The 25,409-nt window shown below is 39.0% G+C and carries 21 protein-coding genes; 4 read left to right on the top strand and 17 right to left on the bottom strand.

What is annotated here, in order from left to right:
* Nucleotides 1-229 precede the first annotated feature (229 nt).
* Nucleotides 230-598, top strand: coding sequence for a hypothetical protein (locus tag TR08_RS21240; protein ID WP_045521705.1), 369 nt, complete (start codon nt 230-232; stop codon nt 596-598).
* Between the two features lie 46 nt (nt 599-644).
* On the opposite strand, the gene TR08_RS21235 is transcribed toward TR08_RS21240, so the two are convergent.
* The 8 genes from TR08_RS21235 to TR08_RS21200 all read right to left on the bottom strand — a co-directional run bounded on the left by TR08_RS21235 (nt 645) and on the right by TR08_RS21200 (nt 8,128).
* Nucleotides 645-917: a DUF1292 domain-containing protein gene (locus tag TR08_RS21235; protein WP_045521703.1), complete on the bottom strand. Its 273-nt coding sequence runs from the start codon at nt 915-917 to the stop codon at nt 645-647.
* An 84-nt stretch (nt 918-1,001) separates the two neighbouring features.
* The gene (locus TR08_RS21230; RefSeq protein WP_045521701.1) at nt 1,002-1,526 is read right to left on the bottom strand and encodes a type 1 glutamine amidotransferase domain-containing protein; all 525 of its coding nucleotides are present in this window, start codon (nt 1,524-1,526) and stop codon (nt 1,002-1,004) included.
* Between the two features lie 95 nt (nt 1,527-1,621).
* Nucleotides 1,622-2,995 carry a nucleoside recognition domain-containing protein gene (locus TR08_RS21225; RefSeq protein ID WP_152597481.1) on the bottom strand — a complete coding sequence of 458 codons (1,374 nt, stop codon included), beginning with the start codon at nt 2,993-2,995 and terminating at the stop codon, nt 1,622-1,624.
* Nucleotides 2,973-3,686, bottom strand: coding sequence for a FeoB small GTPase domain-containing protein (locus TR08_RS21220; RefSeq protein WP_045521698.1), 714 nt, complete (start codon nt 3,684-3,686; stop codon nt 2,973-2,975). Before TR08_RS21220 ends, TR08_RS21225 begins: the two co-directional genes overlap by 23 nt.
* Entirely contained in the window at nt 3,676-3,930 is a 255-nt protein-coding gene (locus TR08_RS21215) for a FeoA family protein (protein ID WP_045521696.1), read from the bottom strand. Before TR08_RS21215 ends, TR08_RS21220 begins: the two co-directional genes overlap by 11 nt.
* A 142-nt stretch (nt 3,931-4,072) precedes the next feature.
* Nucleotides 4,073-4,936 (bottom strand): DUF3307 domain-containing protein, encoded by an 864-nt coding sequence (locus TR08_RS21210; RefSeq protein WP_045521695.1) that lies wholly within the window; start codon nt 4,934-4,936, stop codon nt 4,073-4,075.
* A gap of 26 nt (nt 4,937-4,962) precedes the next feature.
* Complete coding sequence (locus tag TR08_RS21205; protein ID WP_045521694.1) at nt 4,963-5,742, bottom strand: hypothetical protein; 780 nt, start codon at nt 5,740-5,742, stop codon at nt 4,963-4,965.
* Between the two features lie 109 nt (nt 5,743-5,851).
* Nucleotides 5,852-8,128, bottom strand: coding sequence for an ATP-dependent DNA helicase (locus TR08_RS21200; protein WP_045521693.1), 2,277 nt, complete (start codon nt 8,126-8,128; stop codon nt 5,852-5,854).
* Nucleotides 8,129-8,256: 128 nt separating this feature from the next.
* Between TR08_RS21200 and TR08_RS21195 the strand changes: the two genes are divergently transcribed.
* Entirely contained in the window at nt 8,257-8,997 is a 741-nt protein-coding gene (locus tag TR08_RS21195; RefSeq protein ID WP_045521691.1) for a YqcI/YcgG family protein, read from the top strand.
* A 20-nt stretch (nt 8,998-9,017) separates the two neighbouring features.
* Here the strand turns inward: TR08_RS21195 and TR08_RS21190 are convergent, their stop codons facing one another.
* The 3 genes from TR08_RS21190 to TR08_RS21180 form a co-directional block, all read right to left on the bottom strand.
* Nucleotides 9,018-10,259 (bottom strand): glutamate-5-semialdehyde dehydrogenase, encoded by a 1,242-nt coding sequence (locus TR08_RS21190; RefSeq protein ID WP_045521689.1) that lies wholly within the window; start codon nt 10,257-10,259, stop codon nt 9,018-9,020.
* Between the two features lie 8 nt (nt 10,260-10,267).
* Complete coding sequence (proB, locus tag TR08_RS21185; RefSeq protein ID WP_045521687.1) at nt 10,268-11,380, bottom strand: glutamate 5-kinase; 1,113 nt, start codon at nt 11,378-11,380, stop codon at nt 10,268-10,270.
* A 339-nt stretch (nt 11,381-11,719) separates the two neighbouring features.
* Nucleotides 11,720-13,963, bottom strand: coding sequence for an AAA domain-containing protein (locus tag TR08_RS21180; protein WP_045521685.1), 2,244 nt, complete (start codon nt 13,961-13,963; stop codon nt 11,720-11,722).
* A 535-nt stretch (nt 13,964-14,498) separates the two neighbouring features.
* Here TR08_RS21180 and TR08_RS21175 point away from each other — a divergent pair.
* Nucleotides 14,499-15,905, top strand: a complete 1,407-nt coding sequence (locus TR08_RS21175; RefSeq protein WP_045521683.1) for a multicopper oxidase domain-containing protein — start codon at nt 14,499-14,501, stop codon at nt 15,903-15,905.
* A gap of 58 nt (nt 15,906-15,963) precedes the next feature.
* Nucleotides 15,964-17,277, top strand: a complete 1,314-nt coding sequence (locus TR08_RS30455; RefSeq protein ID WP_052427558.1) for a multicopper oxidase domain-containing protein — start codon at nt 15,964-15,966, stop codon at nt 17,275-17,277.
* Nucleotides 17,278-17,327: 50 nt separating this feature from the next.
* On the opposite strand, the gene TR08_RS21165 is transcribed toward TR08_RS30455, so the two are convergent.
* The 6 genes from TR08_RS21165 to hydA form a co-directional block, all read right to left on the bottom strand.
* A complete protein-coding gene (locus TR08_RS21165) occupies nt 17,328-18,683 on the bottom strand; it encodes an aspartate aminotransferase family protein (RefSeq protein WP_045521681.1) in 1,356 nt (451 codons plus the stop codon).
* A gap of 17 nt (nt 18,684-18,700) precedes the next feature.
* Nucleotides 18,701-20,167, bottom strand: coding sequence for a CoA-acylating methylmalonate-semialdehyde dehydrogenase (locus tag TR08_RS21160; protein WP_045521680.1), 1,467 nt, complete (start codon nt 20,165-20,167; stop codon nt 18,701-18,703).
* Between the two features lie 129 nt (nt 20,168-20,296).
* Nucleotides 20,297-21,913 (bottom strand): PucR family transcriptional regulator, encoded by a 1,617-nt coding sequence (locus TR08_RS21155; RefSeq protein ID WP_045521679.1) that lies wholly within the window; start codon nt 21,911-21,913, stop codon nt 20,297-20,299.
* A gap of 86 nt (nt 21,914-21,999) precedes the next feature.
* Nucleotides 22,000-22,218, bottom strand: a complete 219-nt coding sequence (locus tag TR08_RS21150; RefSeq protein ID WP_045521676.1) for a hypothetical protein — start codon at nt 22,216-22,218, stop codon at nt 22,000-22,002.
* A 29-nt stretch (nt 22,219-22,247) separates the two neighbouring features.
* Nucleotides 22,248-23,717, bottom strand: coding sequence for an NCS1 family transporter (locus TR08_RS21145; protein WP_045521675.1), 1,470 nt, complete (start codon nt 23,715-23,717; stop codon nt 22,248-22,250).
* A 259-nt stretch (nt 23,718-23,976) separates the two neighbouring features.
* Nucleotides 23,977-25,395 carry a dihydropyrimidinase gene (gene hydA, locus TR08_RS21140; protein WP_045521674.1) on the bottom strand — a complete coding sequence of 473 codons (1,419 nt, stop codon included), beginning with the start codon at nt 25,393-25,395 and terminating at the stop codon, nt 23,977-23,979.
* Nucleotides 25,396-25,409: the final 14 nt, after the last annotated feature.

Genomic DNA, 25,409 nt, shown 5'->3' with positions numbered 1-25,409 from the left:
AGCGCAAAATATTTTTGCGCAAAAATATTTGTATTTTGGTAACGCAAAAAAATTTTGCACTATTTTGTATTTTTTGTTTTAATAGAAACATAAACAATAAGGGGAATACTCTCATGGATAATACAAAAACAAATTTTTCTAAAATTGTCGTAAAATATTCAAAATATTTGCAGGAAAATGTCGATAAATAAAGGAATATATACATAGACCCATAAAAGGAGGAGACTGAATGAAAAAGATATTAACATTACTTTGTACAAGCTTAATAGTTTTCTTAATGTTTGGAGGTCCAGGGAATGTAGCAATGGCACACGAAGGAGACGGCTGCGATTGTGTGACTAAGGAAATTACCGGTGCAGAAAAGAATAAAATCGTATCTAATCTATTAAAATCAGATGATTTGAAAAATGCTAGAAAAGAAATAAAAGAAGAAGGTTTCAAGTGGAATGGTATAGGAAATGTCGAAGTTATCTATAATATCACTCATGATATCATGATGGTTGGTATTCCAGTAAAAAATGCTGATGAAACTATATGGACAGCAGTATTTTTCAATGGGGTTTATATGGGTGTTGCACCACCTGAAACTATTCTATAATACGGCAATAAAAATAGAGCTGGCCGCTGCCAGCTCTATTTTTTACTTATTCCTCTTCCTCATCCATTATTTCATCAAAAGCAGCTGATACTTTATCAAATTCCTCATCACTTTCAATAGCAGTTAAATCTCCATCTTCGTCTACCTTTAAGAAGAAAATATCAATGTCGTCTTCAGTTTCCTCTTTAATATCTTCTACAAAACCTACAGCTACATAATTGGTACCTTCTATATTGATGGAAGCCAGTACTTCTACTTCCTGCTCTTGCTCTGTCTCATCACTAATAGTAAAAACTTCGCCTACTTCAATATTAGCCAAGTTACATTCACCCTCTCATTTAAGTATAAGCATTTCATTCCATAAGTATCTCTAAAAAAGCTAGAGATAATGCTTAAAAATAATTTATTTTTGTTCGATTACTTTAATAAATTCACGCAAATAATCCGGTAGATCTGGCGGGCGTCTGCTTGATACGAGGTGTCCATCGACCACAACAGGTTCATCATACCAAGTTGCTCCTGCATTCTCCATATCATCCTTAATTCCAGGTGTACTAGTTACCTTCTTACCCTGCAAAATTTTTGCAGAAATTAATACCCAGCCAGCATGACAAATTTGCCCAATTGGCTTTTTGTTTTCTTCGAAATGCTGAAGCAGTGAAATGACTTCAGGAAAGCGGCGAATCTTATCAGGTGCCCAACCACCTGGAACCAATATCGCATCGTAATTCTCCCCGCTAATATCACTATAAGAGTAATCCGATTTTGCTGGCACACCATATTTTCCTATGTACTCTTCCTCTGCCTTCTCACCCGCTAAGTGAACCACAGCTCCTTCTTCTTTTAATCTGAGTATTGGATACCATAGCTCAAGATCTTCAAAATCATGATGAACAAGACTGACAACTTTCTTACCTTCTAAACGCATAATCATTCCCTCCTCCTACATGCTATTATGACATATAAAATATAAACCAACAAAAAGACACCACTTTTTCTACTAATCAGTGGTGTCTTAAGTATTTACATCCAGCCAAAGAATCTAACTGTTTGAGTAATGATTAATGGAACGAGGATAGCAATGACTGTTGGAATTAGGAAAGCAAGGAAAGTCCATTTTTTACTTTTTGTTTCTTTATATATATTCAAAAGCGTTGTACCACACGGATAATGAAGCAGTGAAAACAACATCATATTTAGCGCTGTCAGCCATGTCCAGCCATGATCTAGGAAGATTTGCTTTAAATCCACCAAGCTATCCACCTCTGTTAAAGAACCGGTCGATAAATAACCCATTAACAGAATTGGAAGGACAATTTCATTCGCAGGCAAGCCTAAAATAAAGGCCATCATGATATAGCCATCGAGACCGAGTAGTTTTCCAAACGGGTCTAAAAACTCAACTGCATACATCAAAATACTTGTATCTCCGATATAAATGTTCGCAAACACCCATGTTAAGATCGCTGCCGGTGCTGCAACTTTCACCGCACGCATTAATACAGACCATGATTTTGTTAACGACGAGCGAACCACAGTATCAAAAATCTTTGGTTTCCGGTATGGCGGCAGTTCTAAAGTATAATGTGTCGGAATCCCTTTCAGTGCCGTTTTCGAAAGTACCCAGGAGACAAAAAAAGTAACAATAATACCAAACATGACAATCCCGACAATCACTCCAGTTGTGACGAGTGATTTTAACCCTCCAGTAAAATTCGCAGCCATAAATAACGAGGCTAATACAATTAAGGTTCCCCAGCGGCCATTACATGGAACAAAGTTGTTTGTCAAAATAGCAAGCATTCTTTCTCTAGGTGATTCAATAATCCTGGTAGAAATAACGGCTGCTGCATTACAGCCAAAACCCATTGCCATTGTTAATGATTGCTTCCCGTGCGCACCCACTCTTTTGAACAAACGGTCCATATTAAAGGCAACACGCGGAAGGTAACCATAGTTTTCTAATAGAGCAAAGGTTGGAAAAAAGATCGCCATGGGTGGCAGCATGACGCTAATCACCCAAGTTGTCCCCCGATATAAACCAAGGACAAGGACTCCATGAACCCACTCAGGTGTATTTAGAAATCCAAAAAATGCTGTTAAATAGTTTTCCAGCGAGCCAAAAAACTCTGCAAGCATTGATGATGGAATATTGGCACCCGCAATTGTTAAATAAAATAAAACACCTAACATCGTAAGCATAATCGGAAATCCAAAAATCGGTGAAGTGAAAATCGCATCAAGCTTTTCAGTCCTTGTGTCCCTCTTCGACTTTGTATAATTGATTCCTTCACTACAAAGGTGATGGCTTCGTTCATAGAGCTGCTGAACAATATCATCCCGAAGCTTAGCACTTGATAGCTGTTGCGCTTCCTCATATAACTGTTGAATACTCATTGTGCTGCCTCCTTTGTCCAAATCGCTGATTGATTTCATTCAGTAATTTTTCATCCCCATCAAGCAATCGTAACGAAACCCACCGTGTGGACAATTGATTTCCAACAAGCTCATATACTTTTGGTTCAATTTTCTTTATTTGTTTCTCAATATCATCCGAATAGGTCATTTGAACAGGTTCACATTCGATTGCACCAGTCACGATACGATCAATCGTATCTAGCAGCATTGGAAACCCTTTTTTGTTTCGTGCCGATATTTTAATGACTGGAACTCCTAACCGATTAGTTAAAATACGTTCATTAATGGTAATCCCTTGTTTTTCTGCAACATCAATTAAGTTAATGCAAATAATCACATTTTTTGTCATTTCTAAAACCTGTAAAGCTAAATTGAAATTCCGCTCCAACGAGGTCGCATCCAGGACAACAACGGTTACATCTGGTTTTTCAAAGACAATATAATTTCGTGCAACCTCTTCATCACTTGAATTAGAAAATAATGAATAGGTGCCTGGAAGGTCAATTAAATTAAACGTTTTATCCTTATACTGAACATTTCCTTGTGCTAGTGATACAGTTTTTCCTGCCCAGTTTCCTGTATGCTGTCTTAAACCCGTTAAGGCATTAAACAATGTACTCTTTCCTGTATTCGGGTTTCCCGCCAAGGCAATTCGATAACTATTCCCCATCTGTTATCAACATCCCTTCAATTTGTGAACTTTCCTCTTTTCGTAAGGCAATTGTCGTCTGACTAACCCGAAAGGCAATCGGATCGCCTAAAGGACTTTTTCTAATCACTTCTACAATTGCACCGGCCACAAATCCTAAGTCTAATAATCTTCTTCTCATCACACCGTCCAGATTTAAAGAAGTAATCTGAATCAAATCTCCCTTTTCGCCATTCACCAATTTCATTATTTTTGGTATACTCATATATCTTTCCCCTTTGTTAAAGTTTTTCCTCTGGGCAACTTTTCTTAATTATACGATAAAATATCAATTTTGTGACTATATTTTCAAAAAAAAATTAGCTGCCTACTATTAGGCAGCTAATTTATATAAATAGTAAGAATTTTTAAGTCAATACTTCCCTTAAAAGTATTCCAAGCGTAATTCCTATGAACATCGATGTCAGTGTACCCAATAGAAAATACTCTGCCCAGTTCCGATCATCCATTTGTTTGAACCGTGCAATTGACTTAGCAGCCACGATAAATCCAATCGCTGGATAAGCACTATAGAAGGTTAACACTAAAACTAGTAATCTCTCAATATAGCCAATTAATTTCCCACGGGAGAGGTCATGTTTACTAAAAATCGTATAGTTGTATTCCTCTGTCAACGCTCGATTACCCGTGTGATTCTTTGCATATTGAGCTTCTTGCCGTTCATTTTTAAACGTATATTTCCCTTCAAAGGTTAAAAGCTGATTAGGCAAGGAGCCTAAAAGGATCTTTATCAAATGACCACTTACACTTGTTACGAGAATTAACACGATAAGGATGAATAAAACTGAGTTTACTGTGCCCAATTCTTTCTCGTACTGAAAAAATTCATGGATTCCTGCAATATCAATTCCTAAAAAAAACTGTCCAGCAAGCAGAATGCATACAAGATGCAGGAGCTGATCGATAAGGAATAAACTAACATTTTTCAAATTTTCTTCGTTACTAATTTTAATAGTGTAAAGGAGCTTAATTTTCAGCATATCAATTAAAAAATGGCTGCTCACAATAAAGAGCAACGGGAAAATAAGATTCCAATAAACACTCATTTCTTTATAATGAAAAAGGTAAAAAACTATCAGTACTAGTCCATTTAAGAGAAAATGGTGTCCGATATGTTTCTTAATATTTTTTATTTTATCTTTTACCATTTCATCTGTCTGCAAGTAAAAATCCGAAATGAGATGGGCGAGAATTAGACTTAATAGTAGCATGTATACTCCTCTCTACGGGTATTACTTTATAAATTTATTATTTCTTTTAAATGATTTCTGATTGATTCCATTAAAGATACACTTTTTGATGTTGTTTTTTCAGGATTATCAGTATAAGATTTTTCCTGTAGCGAATCAAGAATGGTAATCAATTCATTAAAAACATTTATTATTACTTCGCATTTCCCTTTTTTATAGTGACTTGAGATCGTCGGTGCAGTTTTTCCGAGTAGTGCGGCTACTGCTTTTTGCTGCTGCAAAATGAGGTAATATGTACAAACTTGATCCTGGATAGGAGTTTGCTCCTTTATCATCGTCATCTGTAACCGTAATAACGAATTGATTAATACCTCTAACTCATATCGAAACTGGTTATATGGAAAGAGTGCAGAATTTTGATAAAATTGATCAAGTTCGAATTTAAATATCGGTCTTACTTGCTCATGTTTTATTAAATCATTCGCATATCTTGCCTGCTTAATCAAGGGGTGAATCCACTTCTCAATGTCCACTTCTTCTAACTCTCTGTCACTGTCACCAAAGGACAAACCAAAATAAGGAGTATGGTCACTATATTTCCAAACCCGGCTAATAAAAAAAGCAATAATATAGGCAGTTGAATATCCATAACCGACAAAAATAATTTCATCACCCGCACGGTGCTTTACCTTACAGTGCCCGAAATCCTTCGTCCAAACATTAATCCTGTTTACCAGCTCATCTAAGTAGTTAGTCAATTCTTCTCCCATATCCGAGGAAGAAGAGTTACTTACATCTAGAATAAAAATTGATATAGGAAAGTTCATCTTTTACTCCTTCATTTTCAATAAATTAGATTATATAGTCTAATTTTAATTAATTTAGAGTAAATAGTCAAACTTCGATGCAATTAGATGTTAATGCAAACATCAATCACTAAATGACCGTAAAATTTAGCCACTCTTGTGGGAGGAGGTCTTGATATCGCCTTTGTAAAAACCGGTCGTCGACCAGCACGATGGTCCCATGGTCCTCTTCCGAACGGATTAACCTTCCACCAGCCTGTAATACCTTATTCATACCAGGAAATACATAGGCATAATCATAACCGCTTTTTTCCTTATTGTTGAAATGGTCCTTAATAAGATTCCGTTCAAAGCACAGTTGCGGAAGACCTACACCTATCACCACCACACCATTTAACCGGTCACCCTTTAAATCAACACCCTCTGAAAAGACCCCGCCCAGAACGGCAAAACCAATCAGTGTCTCTGTTTGATTGGGTTTGAACTCCTCCAAAAATGCTTCTCTTTCCTCCTCGGACATTCCAGCACCTTGAAGTATGGTTTTAGCCCCCGGAAATTCTGTTATGAACTGTTCATATATAGCAAGTAAATATTGATAGGATGGAAAAAAGACTAAATAATTACCTGGCCGATTTTGTATTAAGGAATAAATCATGGATGCTATTGGCTCCTTCGTTCTCTCCCGGTCACGATATCTAGTTGATAATGGTTTTATAAAAATATCAGTCTGTTCTTCTTTAAATGGTGATGGAATCGAAAGTACATAATCCTCCTCTTTCCCTCCAAGAATATCCTGATAATAAGAAAGTGGTGAAAGCGTGGCGGAAAAAAAGACTTTCGAGCGATAGCCTTTACCCATTTTCTGCAGCAGTTTGGATGGGTCAATGCAAAATAGCTTTAATGTTACATCATTCTTATTTTTTTCCACATAGATTATATAGTGATTGTCAAGTAAATCAACTATTTTCAGAAAGGCATTCACCTTGAAGTACAGCTCCAGAAGGTTTGGAGAGGTTTCTTTTTGTAGAAAAGTTTCGGCACCTTCAATAAATTGGTTTAACCACACTATCAATTCTTCGTCTAGCTGCTCTAAGGTAAATTCATTCTGCTCACCATTATTCTTTTTCATTGAGATAAACCAGGAATTAATTTTATTAGCACTGTCATAAATCACTTTATTGAAGGCTTTAAACTCCTTTTTCAATTGAAGAAATAGATCTTTGTTTAACGAGGCAGAGAACATTTCTCTTCCCCGGTCAACAAGATTATGGGCTTCATCAACTAGTAAAAGTGTGGACTTCTTCTGCTCTTCGAACAGACGCTTTAACGATACGCGTGGGTCAAAAATATAATTGTAATCACATATGACAGCGTCAGCGACGTAAGTAAGATCAATGGAGAATTCAAAAGGACAAATGGTATGTTTTCGAGAGTAGTTTTCGATTACCTCACGGTTCATACAACTTTCATTGGATACGATATCTAAAATCGCTTCATTTATTCGATCATAATAACCATCCGCAAACTCACAATAATCCTTCTGACATTTTGTTTCATCCTTAAAACAAACCTTGTCTTTGGCTGTAATTGTAACAGATTTCATAAAAAGTCCGCAGGATCGCATTCGTCCGACAGCCTCTTCTGCAGTCGTCCGAGTAATCGTCTTGGCAGTAAGATAAAATATACGGTTTAGGTACCCTTCTCCCATTGCTTTGACAGCAGGAAAAAAGGTTGAAATCGTCTTACCAATCCCAGTCGGTGCTTTTACAAACAAACTCTTTTCTTCTGATATCGTTTTATAAACACCACCAGCTAGTTTCCTTTGTCCAGCACGGTACGATTCAAAAGGGAAAACCAATTGTTTACTACTTTCATTCCGCTCTTTCCGATGATCATGTAGTAATTTAGCATAAGGATAATAATTCTCTACTACCTCGTGAACAAAAACCTCTAGTTCCTCAAATGTAAAACACTTTTTTAAATATCTCTTCTCATCACTTTCAACCTGCACATAGGTAAGCTGTACAAAGATTTCTTGCAACTGATGATCCTTGGCATATATATAAGCGTACATTATTGCTTGTGCCCAATGAACAGGAATACCCTCTTGTCCAAGGTTTTCTAACGGCTGGGAGGTAGATTTTATTTCATCAATCGTAACCTCCCCATCTCGACACAATAGTCCATCACATCTGCCATCGATCGTAAATAGGAGGTCTTTAAAAGGGATTTCAGCTCGAAGATAGACTTCCTTTTGGTCAGATTCTTGATATGTATGTTGGATTTTTTGGTGAATTCTGGTTCCATCTAACATCGTAGACTGCGACCTGAACCTGGAATCAATACTTCCACTGCTATAAACATGTTCCACAAGCGTTCTAACCGCTATTTGAATGGTATTTGACAAGAATATCACCTGCTCCAAAATAAGAATATATGTTTGTATTCTTGATTATAACAGAAACCCAACCATTTTGGGACACTCACTCGAAAATCTACTCTCGCATAATCTATTATCGAGAGGAGAACGGATTTATGTATCTAGTTACAAAGGAAAATATTCATCAAATGGAGCTTGAAGTATGGCAAAAAGATGCCTTAAATAAATTCGATGAGAGAATGAAGGATAAAGAAAAGCCGTTTCCATGTATTCCAGCGACAATGGGATATCAATTGAACCGGTTTTGCTTTGGATTTGTAACTAATCCGGAAAATCCTATTGCTTGCAATGAATTGGCAAGCTTGCTAAAGGATTACTCGAACATTTACAAATCAATTGGTACCTATACATCACTTATCATTTTTTTTGAACCTTCACCAGAAAAAGGCAACAATTCATCTGTAGAACAATACGAACAGGTGTTCTGGAAACAACTGAATCAGCTCAGCAAATTGGATGAAGTGGAATGGCCTAGTAATATTCCAACCGATCCAACACTGCCAATGTGGGAATATTGCTTTCATGGTGAACAATACTTTATGTACTGTGCGACTCCTTCTCACATCAAACGGAATAGTCGTCATTTTCCCTATTTTATGCTGGCAATTACCCCTAGATGGGTATTAGAAAAATTCACATCTTCCCCCTTACATGCCGAAAAAATAAAAACCAAGATACGAGAACGATTAGTCAATTATGATTCTATTACCATTAATCCGGATTTAAATACGTATGGAAAAAACGATAACTATGAGTGGAAACAATATTTCCTGCGGGATGATGATTCAACATTATCAAAATGCCCATTTCATAAAAAAAATAGAGAACAAGAATAACACTTGTTCTCTATTACTTATTATGAACGAATTTGTCCTGTACCCTTGACAATTGCCTTCGAAGTAGTGATTGCCCTAAGCCCCATTGGTCCGCGTGCATGCAGTTTTTGTGTACTAATCCCAATTTCAGCCCCATAACCAAATTGTTCCCCGTCGGTAAAACGGGTGGATGCATTATGATAGACAACTGCGGCATCCACAGCCTGGAAGAATAACCGTACATTTTCATCATTTTCACTGATGATTGCTTCCGAATGCTTTGTACCGTATACGTCGATATGTTGGATGGCATCCTTCACATTCTTTACCAATTTCACTGCTAAAATCGGCGCTAAGAATTCCACCTTCCAATCCTCTTCAGTCGCTTTTTTTACAAATGGATAATGGTTCGCCAGCTCTTCATCACCTCTAAGCTCCACGCCTTTTTCCTTTAAAGAATGAAGTATCTCAGATATATATGGCCAATTTTCATTAAGAAGCAAGGTTTCCGCTGCATTACAAACAGAAGGACGGTGCATTTTTGCATTAAAAGTAATATCAATGGCCATTTGTTTTTGTGCGGTTTCATCAATGAATAAATGACAATTCCCAACACCCGTTTCAAGCACAGGTACGGTCGCATTTTCAATTACGGATTGAATCAAACCTGCACCTCCACGGGGAATCAGGACATCGAGATATTGATTCAGCTTAAACATTTGTGAAGCCGTTTCCCTGCTCGTATCCTCGAGCAACTGAACTGCATCTGCTGGTATCTTACTTTCAGCTAGACCATCACGCATTACCTGCACAAGTGCTTTGTTGGAATGAAGGGCTGAGGTACTGCCTCTTAACAGAACAGCATTACCCGCTTTTAAACATAGGCTTCCCGCATCCACGGTTACATTCGGACGAGCCTCATATACCATTCCAATGACACCAAGCGGAACGCGAACAGTATGAATCTGTAGACCATTTGGGCGCTCCCATGCTTCAATGGTTTCACCGATTGGATCTTCGAGATTGATTAATTGGCGAATCCCTTCCACAATCTGTTCAATCCTTTCCTCTGTAAGCAATAACCGGTCCAACAAAGAAGGGGTAAATCCTTTTTCCTCTCCTGTTCGAATATCCTTAGCGTTTTCTGTTAGAATCAATTCCTTCTCACTTAATAATCTGTCAGCCATCTTCGCTAAGGCTTTATTTTTCTCTTCTGTTGAGAGAATAGCAAGCGCCTTGGATGCTGACCTTAGTTTTATAGCTTTTTCAAGTAATTCACTCATAGTAAAATTCACTCCTCCGGCAGAATGACCCAGTTATTACGATGAATCACTTCTGCTCTTTTATTGATTGAAAAATTTCTCGTTTTCTCACCAGGCAACCCTTTTACCATTTGTAGATTTTTTGCAGAATAATAGATTTGTCCTTTACCAATCAATTCACCTTTTTGATTGTGAACCTCAACAACATCCATTGCATTAAAATCACCGATAACGTTCGTTACACCAACAGGCAGTAGACTTTTCCCGTTTGTAACAATTGCGGCTTCGGCTCCTTCATCAATTTCCACTATGCCAGCTGTGTGAGAATGAAAAGCAATCCATTGCTTTTTCTTTTGCATTTGAGTTTGGAAAGATCCTCCAATATAGGTTCCGTCCCCTTTACCCTCTAAAATATTGGAGAGCTTTTCCTTTCCTTGACCCGTCCCGACAAAGACACTAACCCCGAAGGAAAGAGCTTTTTTCGCTGCCATTAGCTTGGATTTCATCCCCCCTGTTCCAACGGATGAACCACTACCTCCTGCAGCGTCAAGGAGTTCGTCATTAACCCTTGGGATAAAATCAACCTTCTTTGCATCCTTTACTACTTTTGGATTACCGTTATATAAACCATTTACATCCGTTAAGATAATCAAAGCATTCGCATGTAAAAATCCACTTACAAGCGCGGAAAGCATATCATTGTCACCAAAGGTTAATTCCTCAATCGACACAGAATCGTTTTCATTGATAATAGGCATAACTCCCCTTTGAAGCAGCTCAGATATCGTACTGTATAGATTGTGAAACCGCTCAAGGCTATAAAAATCCTCTCTCGTTAATAAAATTTGGGCTGGTACAATACCAAACTCTTTAAATTGTAAAATATAATGCTGCATCAATAGTCCCTGCCCAACTGCAGCAGCTGCCTGCTTTCCTGCAACAGTTTTCGGGCGGGTCGGGTACCCTAGTGCTCCAAAGCCTGCTGCTACTGCACCTGATGAAATGAGGATGACATCATGCCCTTGTTCTTTTAAGCGGGCAAGTGCCTCGACATGATCCTGAATTTTCTCTTCAGATATCGTTCCTGAAGCAGTTGTCAGCGAGCTGCTACCTATTTTTACAACGACGAGTTGTTTCTTCATCTTACTCTTACCTCTCTTTAAAAAAATAAAAAAACGACTCTTCTGTCCCTATAAAAAGGACGGAAGAATCGTTTCCGCGGTACCACCTTAATTGATGCAAAAGCATCCACTTTGAATCCGTAACGAGGAAAAACGGCTTATGTTTGCATAAGCAGCTAGCAGGGGCAGGTTCAATCTTTTTCCCGTGAGAAACCTTACAGCCTTTGGGTTTCACTCTCTTTCACGTTCCCAAGTTTACTAATCCCATACGATTAACAATTTGTAATTTTATTCATTATCTATAGAAAAGAACAAAATGTCAAGATTGTTTTTAGAAAATTAAAATTTTATTTAGATAATTTAAGTCGTTAAATATTGTGCAACCAAGTTTTCGCACACCTTTTCCGAATCTAGTCTTGCTGCGATATAGGGTGGCTGAATCCCTTTTCCTCTTTCTAATGGTAATCCGAGCCACAGAATGTGCTGGTCGATGATGACAAAGGGAAAGGTCCATCCTTCCTCCTGCCAATAGGTTGGCTGTAATTCTGGCCAGGACTTTTCAGAAATAATGGTTAACTTTACCGATGGAAGACGGTTTACTAAAGCAACTTTCCATTGCTCAGATAATTCAATATTTACAGGTAAGGAAATAACAATCGAAGAACGGGCAGATTGTAGGTCCTTAATGACCTGCTCTAATTTTAGTGCATGTATCCATTGTAATCTAGGAAGTTGATGCTTTATCCAGGTGCCAATATCTTTCGTTTTTACACTTTGCTGATGTCTCTCTTGATGTTCGACGAGCTGTCTAATGGTTTTCCGATTGTATACATGCTTACGAATAAAAGCAAAATTACAGACATGAATGAATTTTCCTTTTGTTCTCGTAATCGCAACATTAATAAGCCGTTCACTATCTTTTCCAGTTAATAGCATCCCCGCACGTTCCTGTGGATCGCAATCGACTGTATCAAAGATCATGACATCTCTCTCACTGCCTTGAAAGCGGTGAACAGTAGCAGAGACGATATCTGCCGTTAACTTTTCTTTTTCATATAAGTCCTCTAGTAAAAGATCCATTAGATTGGCTTGTGCTCGGTAAGGCGCTACATATCCAATCGAACGGGCACCTCCTATGTAGGATTCATGAATCAATTGAAAAGAAATCAGAGCCTGCCATAGATTTGACCTAGAATTTGATGTATTTTCATTCAGACAAAAAGCTCCCATATAGCTTGTATCTAAAAGGATTGCCGCACGCCCTTGAAAAGGTGCTTGTTCTACTATTTGGTTCCTGCTATTTAAGACACTTTCATGATCTCCTACAAGAGAATGATAAATGTATTGATTAGTAAAAGCAGAGATGTCTGGATGCATCCTGCGTTGATTTTTTAATAGAAATAAATGTGGATGGAGCTTTCCTGCCTCAACCCAATCCACCACACCAGCTCGATGAAAAACATCCTCTTTCAACCATTTTGTTACGAGTGGGTCCCTTGAGGAGGAAATGGGCGGTAATTGTTTAAAATCTCCGCATATGATCACTCGTTTTCCAAGTGTAGCTGCAAATGCTGCCTGTGGTACATACGCCATACTTGCTTCATCGAGAATGACAACGTTGTATTCCTTTCCATAAATTGCAGGATCACTAGCTGCTTTAGCAAGGGTGGCCCCGACAATAAAAGCGTCTTTTACAAGCTCTACTTCCTTTTGTCTTATTTTTTCAAGTACTCTTGCAATCTTTTTCTCAAGCTCCAATAGCTGATTAGAATCTCGTTTACTAAAGGAACGGGCTAAATCCTGTTTTAGGTTTTTTCTTTCTTCTATTAATGCCTCTTTATCTTCAACTAGACTGTGTTCCTGTTTCTGAAGGAGCTGACTCGTCGTAAGCGCTTCTTGGCTATCCTCTGCCACTCCTGTATTCGTTCCGTAACGAAGCACATCCCCTTCTCGAAAGCGGTCTTTCTTTTTAATAAAAGCTGAAATTTCACTTATTAATACATCCACCGCTTGATTACTATGTGAAAGAATAAGGACCGTTTTTTCTTGAAAATATTTATTTGCTGCGACCCTTGCTAGGGTATAGGTTTTACCGGTTCCAGGCGGTCCCCACACGAAGGTGACGGGGTTGTATTTTGAGCGTAAAACTAACTCATGGACATTGCTCTTAATCTTTTCTTCGGGATGCTTCGCTGGCATGGAAGGGTTCATTAATCGATTCACTCTTACTCTTTTTTGCTTACTTTTGTTCATTTCATCTAACCGTTCGATGAGTTGTTCAAGCAGTTCCCAAGGATCGTGATAAATATAGGCTTCAGGGATTAAATCGCCTAACGATTGCTCTAATTGAACAATGATTCCCTTCCCCTCAGAAGAAAGTGTCCGTCCCCCCTGTTTTACTCCACCCCATACAATCGTGATGGAAGATCCAACTGGTATTTTTAATGAAAAGGCAGTGTCAAAATAATAGGTAAACAAGCCATCATTGGACAGCTGCCTGCCATTTGTCACTCTATATTTGTTGCTGCCATATTTTTTTAGGTAAATGATTTCATTTTGGAGTGCCTGCTGCCACTCTTTGATATACAAAACTGTCTTGGTCATTGTTTTCATCCTTTAAATAAAAAAAGCTTTTTTAGAATAGAATCCTAAATGGTCAATTTACTATAGCATGATTTATGAATAAAAATAAATCTAATTCTCCTTTAGCTTAAAACTGTTATTCAATGAATAATTTCGACATCAAATTTATTCTTTGCGCCTAGGTTCGTTCGATATGCCTAGGTTCGTTCGATATAAGGTTAATAATAGATAACTATCGTATCAAATCGAGTCTTTTTTCCCACTTTAAAAATCTATCAACCAAGTATTTTGTCATATTTAAATAGAAATACTCGATAAATAATATGCTGTCGTTAAGTGGGAAAGAAAGGAATTTTCAGTGTAAAGAATGAATAGTTATTTAGTACCAGCCACAATGGGTTGAAAACTATTAAAAAGGTTAAATTAAGGTCTTTTTTTGAGAACGGTTTGTGACTTTGGACTGGTTATCCCTGGAGTTAGATTCGATTTTGCAGCGGGTATACATAGGCCATTTGCTTGGTAAAACCTTTTCTCTTGACTGTATAAGGAGGTAAAAATGAAACGGAGAGATTTTGTTAAGTATGCAGGAGGCGGATTAGCTGCATTAGTTGTAGGAAGTGTTATGCCAGCGTGGGTTTCAAATAACCAGCTGCTTGCTGTCAAACAGGTGCAAGAGCTCAACTTTACCATAACAGATGCTTTAAAAAACATGGTAACGCATAATGAGAATCACAATGCACAATCCTACTTCTGGCTGTACAAAGAGGCAAATTTTCCTGCAGAAATTCCTGGACCCCATATTATTACTACTGAAGGAAGTCTCATAAAGGTTTCAATTACAAATGGACTAGATGAACCACATGCTTTTTTCATACCAGGGATGGTGAATAGTGGTCCTATTGCACCTGGAGCGACAAAGAATATCCAATTTGTTGCTTCAAAAGCAGGGACCTATTTATATTACGATAATCTAAATGCGCCAGTAAACCGGATTATGGGTCTCCACGGTGCATTGGTTGTCATGCCAAATGAGGCTGTTCCAGGGCACAAATTCACACCATATACCGCTCCTACGACTGCCGTGCAACAGCTTTTCGATGATTTTGGAACGACCTCGCACTTCCCAGGATTATCATGGGAACAAGGTGACGATTCAACACATACACCAGCATTCAGGCAATATGTGTGGATCCTCCATGCTGTCAGCTCCCGTCTATTTGCTGAAGTTGGAAACTACCCGCCTGGAAGAGATTATCCGGCGGCACAATTTATCAGTGCGTATCAAAGAGATCGATTCAGGTCAGATGGTTTGAATCGTAAACCAGATTTTTTTACAATTAATGGTCAATCAGGATGGTTTGCTGCTCACAATCCTTATATTACCCCGAACCATAGGGTTGGGGAACCAGCGGTAGTTCGTATTCTTAACGCAGGTTTGTCTCTCCATTCCCTGCACATTCATGCTAATCACGTCTATGTAACCGGAGTAAATGGTGTTGTCCTAACAAATCTACTTTGGGTAGACACCTATACTGTTAAACCGCTTGATGTAATCGAATGGGTTGTTCCTTTTATTAGACCGCCTGATGTTCCAAACGAGCGTGGTATCGGTCTTGCTGATAAACCGCTTATTTCAATCGCTAATCCAGAAATTAAAGGATCTGTTCCACATCCTGTCTGGCCGCCAACAGAGGAGTTGAACACCCATTTCCCGAAAATTGGAACTAAAACTGGGGATGTTGATATTTCTGTTCAATTATCGCCAATTTGTTACCCGATGCATGATCACTCAGAGACCAGTCAATCTGCCCAAGGTGGAAACTATGGAATGGGTATGATGAGTGGATTAGATTTTATCGGTGATCGAAACACACCTGGTGGAGTCACAACATTCCCTGGTGCTGGAATGTATCATGGTCCTAATCAGACTGGTCCTGCAGCCGGGCATGAGGGACAACATTAAACCATTACTTGGCTCTTTAAAAAATAAAATAATAGAAATAAAACAAAGGAGTAATGCTATGTCATTTTCGAAACCTGAACATCTGATTCCACGTAGGTCAGTGGTTGGGCATGAGGGTGAATGGGTTAAATCGTTCGATCCGCCACAAGAGAGTCCGCCAACTCCTGAACTATTAAATCCAACGAATCCAGTACCCGCATTTGTGGCTGCAACAATACCAGGTGCTACTATGAGTATCCCAAATAACCAAAGGGTCCACCTTATGCACGGCAGAGACCTTCCGATGTGGGACGGCAGGAAGCTTGCATTCTTCCTAATTGGGAATCCTGATGTTCCTGAGGCATCTGAAGGAACATTTCCTGGTCCTACGATACGGATACCGCGCGGTGTAGTTTTTCACAGTTATGTTGAAGCTCACGGACAGCCTGCTCATACAATCCATTGGCACGGAATCGAGCCAACTGCCATGAATGATGGAGTTGGACACACCTCCATGGAGTTGGGGGAATACACATATCAGTGGCAGCCTAATCATATCGGTAGTTATTTTTATCACTGCCACCGAAGCACGATTCAGCATTTTGACTTCGGACTATATGGGTTTTTAATTGTCGAGCCGCCTGACGCCTATGACCCTAGTGATGGTAAAAATGTTGGCGGCTATCCACGTCGTACTGCTGCCAACCTTTCGGATTATCCAATTTTCCCAGGTTTTATTGGTGGTAAATTAGAGAGTGGTGACCCACATGCCATGACTGTTCCTTATGATGTAGAAGCCCTTTGGGTTATCGACGATATCGACTCGGTCTGGCGTGAACAGGCTGATCATGCACACCAGACTTTTCCAAAGATGGGCGATGAGCCCGGAATAAATGATGATTTCCACGATAATGACAGAGGAAAATATGATTTCTTTTCTTTTCATGATTACAATCCTGATTACTTTGTGGTAACGGGTGTAAATTTCCCAGGACGCATTGGCAGCACCGTTTCTATCCGACCTGGATTAACAGTTCCTGCTGCATTAAATAGCGGTGTGGATGGCATGCAGATTTCTATTAACGCTAGAAGAAATCAGACCATCCTTGTTCGTTTATTATGTGCAGCCTATACAAAGATAAAGATTACCCTTCCTGTTGATGTAGTCGTCATTGCGCATGATGGCCGTTCGCTCGGTGTTCCTCCTTTTGGCCGCTACAATCAACCATATACAATACCTGCCGGAACGCCGATTGAAATGTCAACTGCCCAGCGGTTGGATGTGCTGATAAGGTCTAGCAGACCCTTAAGCTCCTTTGGTCAGATAGAATATAGGAACCATTTGAGCGATGCATTCCTCATGAATGGAAGAATTCCCATTGTGATTAAATAATGGAGAATAAAGAGTCCTAAGTGTTTTTTACACTTAGGACTTTTTTATGCTTATATGATTTTTTTAATGGAATCACTAACAGTCTTGATAATAAATGTAATATCTTCCTGTTTAATATTTAATGGCGGTGATAAAGTTAATACATTATTGTACCCCGCAACAGTGGCACCATTTTTACCAATCAATAACCCTTCCTGCTTGCAGTTTGCAATTACTTGATTAACTAGTGCTACATTTAATGGTTCCTTTGTCTTCTTATCCTTCACTAATTCAATCCCAACCAATAATCCTTTACCACGAACATCCCCTACAAATGGATGGTCTTGAAGAAGATTAGTTAATTCAGTTACCACTTGTTTACCAAGGTCACGCGAGCGGTCAAATAGGTTTTCTTTTTCCATAATTTCTAGGTTTTTTATCGCTAAGGCACAAGCAGCTGGATTACCGCCAAAGGTGTTAACATGACGGAAGTAATCATATTCTTCCGTCCCTTTAAAGGCTTCGTATATTTCTTTACGAACTGCAGATGCGGATAGCGGCAGGTACGCACTCGTAATACCTTTAGCCATTGTGATAATGTCGGGCTTAACATCGTAGTTCATAAAGCCAAATGGCTTTCCAGTTCGACCAAATCCACAGATTACTTCATCTACAATTAAGAGAGCACCATGTTTTTCGCAAACCTCTTTGGCTGCCTTCATGTATCCATCAGGTGGAACTAAGATTCCCCCACCAGTAATGATCGGTTCCATAATCATCGCAGCTATTGTTTCACTCAGTTCCCACGTCATTGTCCGATCTATTTCTTTCACTGATGATAGTTCCTTCGGATCGGTAACATTCGGATCGTCCCGATAGGAATCAGGTGGAGCTACATGTATAAACCCGGGAGCCAATGGTTCGTATTTATACTTTCTTTGCGCCTGACCTGTTGCAGCCAAAGCGCCCATTGAGTTCCCGTGATAAGCACGGTAGCGGGAGAGTATTTTATAACGATTATACTCTCCTCTTTGCTGATGATATTGCCGGACGATCTTGAAGGCTGTTTCATTGGCCTCTGAACCGCTGTTCGAGAAAAAGATGACATACTCATCCCCGAGCATTTTATTTAATTTTTCAGCAAGCTTAATCGCTGGGATATGGCTTTGAGTAAGTGGAAAATATGCCATTTCCTTAAGTTGTTCATAGGCAGCCTCCGCAAGCTCATTTCTGCCATAGCCTACATTCACGCACCATAAACCAGCCATTGCATCTAAATATCGCTTGCCATCGGCATCTGTTACCCAAGATCCCTCAGCCTTTGTAGCTACGATGGTGGAATGGGGATTATAGGGTTTCATGGAATGCCATAAGTATTTATCATCTTGCGCAAGTAATTCTTCATGCGGACGCCCTGTTTGAACCATTTTCAGTCCCTCCTTTTCTATGCCTCAAACCGTGATGTAATCATTTTTTTACGAGTATAGAAGTTTAAGCCGTCTTTACCATTAACATGGAGATCACCATAGAAAGAATCCTTCCAGCCTGAAAATGGAAAGAACGCCATGGTCGCAGGAACGCCAACGTTGATTCCGAGCATACCTGCGTCTGCTTCTTCACGAAATTGACGGATCGCTTTTGCATTATTTGTATAAATCGTGGCTCCATTTCCGTATCTTGATTTTCGAATGAACTCCAATCCCTCGTCTAAATCACTCGCACGGAGCAGGCTTAAAACGGGGGCGAAAATTTCTTCCTTGGCAATCGTCATTTCCGAAGTAACATGATCAAAGATTGTAGCTCCTAAGAAATTTCCTTCCGTATGGTCACTCATCTCTCTGCGTCCATCGCGAATTAAGTCAGCTCCTTCAGCTATTCCTTTTTCAATATATCCAAGTACCTTATCCCGATGTTCCTTTCTAATAACAGGGGTTAATAACACCTCGTCATCCATCCCATTTCCAATAATTAATTCATCCGCTTTTTTGATTAAGGTCTTAACGAATGGTTCATTGTCACCCACAACCACAACCGCACTGCAGGCCATACAGCGCTGCCCTGCGCTTCCAAATGTCGAACTTATAATATGCTGTACCGCCTTATCCATATCAGCGTCCGGCATAACGATGTGATGATTTTTCGCTCCGGAAAGGGCTTGAACTCTTTTTCCTTTGGATGCTGCTCGTTCGTATACATACTTCGCAACAGGCTGAGAACCAACAAAGGAGATGGCAGCAATGTCTTCATGATCAAGTAAGCCATTAACGACATCATGTGCACCATGTACGACATTTAATACTCCCGGAGGAGCTCCCGCTTCAGAGAACAACTCTGCTAGTCTATTAGCCAAAATCGGTGTACGTTCAGATGGCTTTAACACAAAGGTATTTCCGCAAGCTATGGCTAATGGGAACATCCACAGTGGAACCATCATTGGAAAGTTAAAAGGAGTGATTCCCCCAACAACCCCTAAAGGATATCGGAACATTTCAGAATCTATCTCTTCAGCAATACCTGATAATGTTTCACCCATCATTAAAGTTGGTGCTCCTGAAGCAAATTCTACACACTCAATCCCACGTTGAACTTCCCCATATGCCTCTTTGTATGCTTTTCCATTTTCTTGAACGATCAGTCTTGCTAACTCTTCATGGCTATCTGTTAATAGACTGTGATATTTAAAGAGTATTCTTGCCCGTTTTGGAACCGGAACCTTTTTCCACTTATTAAACGCTTCCTTTGCTGCTGCAACAGCCTGATTCACATCTTCTTTCGTCGAAACAGGAACTTTCGTGAGTAATTCATTTGTTGCCGGATTTGGGACATTAAGTGTCTGACCGCTGTTCGAACTTACCCAAACACCATTAATAAAATTTTGTAGAACAGTTGTATCCTTTTTTGTCACGCTCATTTATTCGCCTCCCTAGTAAAATAAATGTAACTAATTGAATTAATTATCTCGTATATTCATAAGTTGTTCATTAGACATTCTGTAAGATAACCGTTACGTTTTCTTCCACAAAATGAACACTACGTAATGTTACTCCATGACTTCTTTTTTACTGTCTGAGAAGTTAGGCGATAAATAATCTTTTACAAGCAGCATGAACTCGAATGCCACCCGTTTTTCATGGTCCATAAAATCCTTACCAAGAAGATTCTCCAGTTTTTGGAGTCGGTGGTATAAGGTCTGTCTAACAATAAAAAGCTTATTGGCTGTTTCTTGCTTAGAACCATTACATTCTAAATACATTTTTAATGTTTCTAACAGCTTGCCATTATACTTTTTATCATGGTGAATGACTGGCTGTAAATATTCCATGACAAGTTCTTGTAAATCCATATGTTTATTCATTTGAGATATGAGGCGATATAAATGTAAATCCTCATAAAAATAAGTTTTTTCTTTGGACATTTCCTGTTGAATGCGGAGAGTTTCTTTTGCGGTTTGGCAGCTTTTATGTATATCTGTTAATCGATCAACAAACTTACCTGCTGCCATAAATATTTTTGCTGTACTTTTCTTTCTTAGAAACTCTGAATCTTGAATTGACTCGATTGCTTTTTTAATTCGATCCTTAATATTTTTATTTGGTCGATTATTTAATAAGATAAAGATCATTTCATTTCTTTTTTGAACAGAAAATAATGAAAAGCCATTTTGTTCAAAGACAGAACGAAATAACAATTTAATATACGTTACGTCTTGATTCGATTTCTCTTTAATTGAAAGTACCTTGGCAAAGAGGACAACTGCTTCGGTTGATTTCGGTTTTATCCCATGCTCCAGTAAATATTCGTTTATACTATCTAAAGGATGGTCCCCCTCAAGCCAGCCATGGAGCCACTCAAATTCTTCCACCCGCTTTTTTTCTTCAACAAATAATTCTCTCAATAGATGTTGAGCTAATGCGGTGGTAGTACGGTCAACAATTAATGAATCGTATTCACTGATGGGGATTTCCTTTGAATAAATAAATAACTCTGCGTACTCCTGTCCAAATAAATGGATCGGTGAAAAGGCAACTCGATCACTGCTTTCCTTTTTCGCGTTTTCTAACATGTGAATGATTTGGGTTTGTTCTTTAGCATTGATTTCCGGGATAAACTCATATTCTTGCCCCTTTAATCGGAAAATGATTTGAACCTCAAGCGCAGCAAAAATAAAGTGAAGGATATCTTCATATGTTTCAGTGGTTAATAGACGTTTATTTAAACTTTGTGAATAATTCTCTAAGTCACTAATCCTTCTATATTGTTTATTAATGATCATGGTATGAATATCCTGGGTAATTTCAACAAACGGAACTTCTTTTTGAAAAATGATAATCGGAAAGTTTTTCTGTTCCGCAATCATAATTGCCTCGGCAGGAATTTCTGACAAATAGGTTCCCATTTCAATACATAGACCTGCTGCATTTGTTTCTAACAGTTGATTAAAGATGGAAACAAACAGCTCCTCATCATCTTTCCAGGCAACGCCAGTTGAAAGAATCAGTTCATCTCCGTTTAAAAGATTACGAATGTTTGTTACTTCGACAACATGAACCCATTTTACAATCCGATTGAGACCTTCTGCTCCAGCTATCACGATCGCTTGCTCGAAATGCTTCCGAGATAATATATCGGAAACCATTAATGGTAAATGCTCCTTCATCCAATTTCTCCCTTAATAAGAAAACGAATATTTTCAAAAAAGGATTGGTATGTGCTACCAATCCCCGTTCTATGAAACTACGACTTTCACTTTATTCCCAAATTCTGTTTAATAAGTATGCTGGAAAAATATTTTCTTGCATTGGCGGTTCCAATAAGCAACGTTTCTTTTTCCTTACTAGTTGGGTGGTAAAACTCAACAGAAGCACCCTCTAAATGTTCATGGACAGCATTAATTCGAAATCCCTTCTGAATGAAAAAATCGAGCTTATCTCTTTCATTAAGATATTGTTGATAATCCGACATCATAACCTCCTACAAATCAGAAATTTTCATTAATCGAATTTTAAACTAGCAGGTGCTTCCTCTAGTACTGACTCATATTCTTCTTCAATGACCCAATCACGACCAACTGAGATTCCTAGATATTTTGCATCACTTGGATCTTCAATTTCAGCCTGTTGATACTTCTTAAACCACCAGTATTTTGCAAGGACATAATAAATAGACGCTCCTAGTAAGAAACCTACTAAAAACCCATATGCCGGGAATAAATAGGAAATAAAACCGCCAATGATCCAAGCAATAAAGCCCGCAATATTCATGCCGCCCCAATATCTAAATTGACCATGGTCTTCGTAAAGTTCAGGAACATTCACCCGTCTTTTACGCAGTAAATAATAATCCGCAAATAGAATACCGACGATCGCTGACAATATGCCGCCAACGATTAGAAGAATGGGAATGATGACACCAAATAACTCCCACGGTTGAACGATTGTACCTACAATACCCGCAGTTATAACACCCGCCCAAAATGGAAACTTCGGTCCACCTACATTCGAGAAAATGGTTGCAGCTGGTACCACATTTGCAGCGGTGTTCGTTGACCATTGGGCTAATACAATCATCAACAGTAAAACGGCAAGAACAATTCCGCTGGCTGACTCTTGAAGTGCAACCACTGGGTCCGCGTTTAATACAGCAATGTAGGATACAGCACCAATGATAATCATAAAGGTTTGTGTTAATGGCATTGCGACAAGGTTTCCAATTAAGGAACTTTTATTTCTCTTAAACCAGTTCTTTTCATTTGCTGGAGCTTTCATGTATCGGGAAATCGATGGAATATCCGCACTCAAAGTTGCCCAAAAGCCCATATTACTAAAAATAACAACCATAAAAGCTGTAACCGCAGCACCACCGCTAACTGGTGATTCTACCCAGCTCCAAACATCTCTTCCAGCAGCCTGTGCTTGGTCAGATAATGAAGAATACATCCAAATAGAGATTAGGAGAATGATTGGCGCTGCTAAATCTGCAAACCGTTCTATCGATTTAATCCCTAAAGCTGTGTTGATTAATTGGAAAATTGCAAAAATAACGAAGCAAACAAACCAATTATCAAATCCAAATAATATATTTAATATGCCGTTCATTGCTGTTGCACCGAAATAGGTATTAATTCCAAACCAAGCCGAAGCGGTAACACCCCTTGTAATGGAAGGAATATGGGTTCCTATCGTTCCAAATGGTGCTCTCATGTACACAGGAAATGACAAGCCATGCTCTATGCCGATATCAGCAATTAAGGATATAAAAAATCCGATGGCGAGTGATCCAATAATCGTTGCTAGAATAACAAGAGGTAAAGAAAGGCTTTGGACCCCTGCACCACCAATGGCAAAGGTAGCGAGAACCACTACCATCCCTACCCACATAAATGAATATCCTAACTTTGTGACTTTCCGGTCTTTTTGTTGAATAGGTAATAAATCTGAAGACTTTAAGTGGCTTTTTTTCAAATGAACACTCCTTTTCGGTTTTAGATAAAAGAATTTAAACATTCAAATTCAAATCACCGACAAGAACAGAGGTTTGAAAAGAGGCAATTGCTTGCCTAGCAAGCAATTGCAGGAGTAGTTCGCTAAAAAAGCGGAAGGCGCCTGTTTATCGGCGACAAGTATAAGGCGAGCCGTCAAGAAGGTTGCTCTTTAACCTTCTTGACGGATTGACTGTAGACCATAGAGCCGATGGCGCCTGAAGCTGGACAATTCTCGAAGATCAAATGGATAAGGTTTCATTTTGATTTAATGGTGTATTTAGACTGTATTTTGCTCTCTTCAAATATTGACCAGAACCTGGTTTTCCAACAAATTGCTTTTCACGGACGACAAATTCACCTCGGGATAAAACAGAAACAGGCTCACCCGTGACTTTCATTCCTTCAAAGGCACTATAATCCACTGCCATATGATGTGTTTCAGTGGAAATAACCCGCTCTACCTGTGGATCAAAAATGACAATATCGGCGTCTGCCCCAACGGCAATACTGCCTTTTTTCGGATATATGCCAAATAATTTTGCGGCTCGTGTGGATGTAAGATCAACAAATTGATTAAGACTGATTCGTCCTTTCCTCACCCCCTCAGAAAATAGTATAGATAAGCGATCTTCAATGATAGGTCCACCGTTTGGAATTTTGGTAAAATCATCTCTTCCTAAATCCTTCTGTCCTTTAAAATCAAAGGAGCATTGGTCAGATCCAAGAGTTTGCAGCTGACCGCTCTTTAATGCATTCCACAAGACCTCTTGATTCCATTTTTCTCGTAATGGAGGCGACCAAACATACTTAGCACCCTCAAAATTCGGTCTTTCTAAGTAACTTTGATCTAAAACTAAATATTGTGGACAGGTTTCCCCCCAAACATCAAATCCCTTGCTTCGTGCTTCAGCGATTTTTTCAACCGCATCCGCACATGAAACATGAACGACATATAATTGCGAGTTTGCTAGACCTGTAAGTTTTGCTGCTCTTCCCGTTGCCTCCCCCTCTAATTCTGGAGGCCTTGTTAAGGCATGATAGATTGGTTCTCTGTTTCCTTCTGCAACTGCCTTTTTCGTTAAATAATCGATTACATCCCCATTTTCAGCATGGACCATGACAAGCGCTCCATGTTCTTTTGCTGAAATGAGCGTTCGAAAAAGTGTTTCATCATCAGCTTGGAAAACATTTTTGTAAGCCATAAACACTTTGAAAGAGGTAATTCCTTCTTCATTAATCACATAAGGAAGCTCATTCAATACATTCTCATTGATTTCCGCTATCATTAAATGGAAACCATAGTCTATCACAGCTTTTTCTTTCGATTTTGCGTGCCATGTCTGGATCGCATTTTTTAACGGCTCACCTTTGTTGGTTAAACAAAAATCTATTATTGTTGTGGTACCGCCAAAAGCAGCAGCTATGGTTCCCGTTTCGAAATCATCCTTTGTAACAGTTCCGCCAAAAGGCATATCTAAATGGGTATGCGGATCAATGCCGCCAGGGAAAACAAGACAGCCTTTAGCGTCTATTATTTCCGCTCCATGTGCAGCAAGATTGTTGCCAATTTGTGCGATTTTTCCGTCTTCTATTAAAATTTCTGCTGTAAATGTATCTGCAGCTGTTACAATCGTTCCATTTTTAATCAGTTTCTTCATACAATTTCTCCCTT

Source organism: Neobacillus niacini, from assembly GCF_000759675.1.
In the GTDB taxonomy this organism is placed as follows: Bacteria; Bacillota; Bacilli; order Bacillales; family Cytobacillaceae; genus Neobacillus; species Neobacillus niacini_A.
The sequence above is the reverse complement of the archived record's forward strand: the minus strand, read 5'-3'. Positions and strand labels throughout refer to the sequence as shown.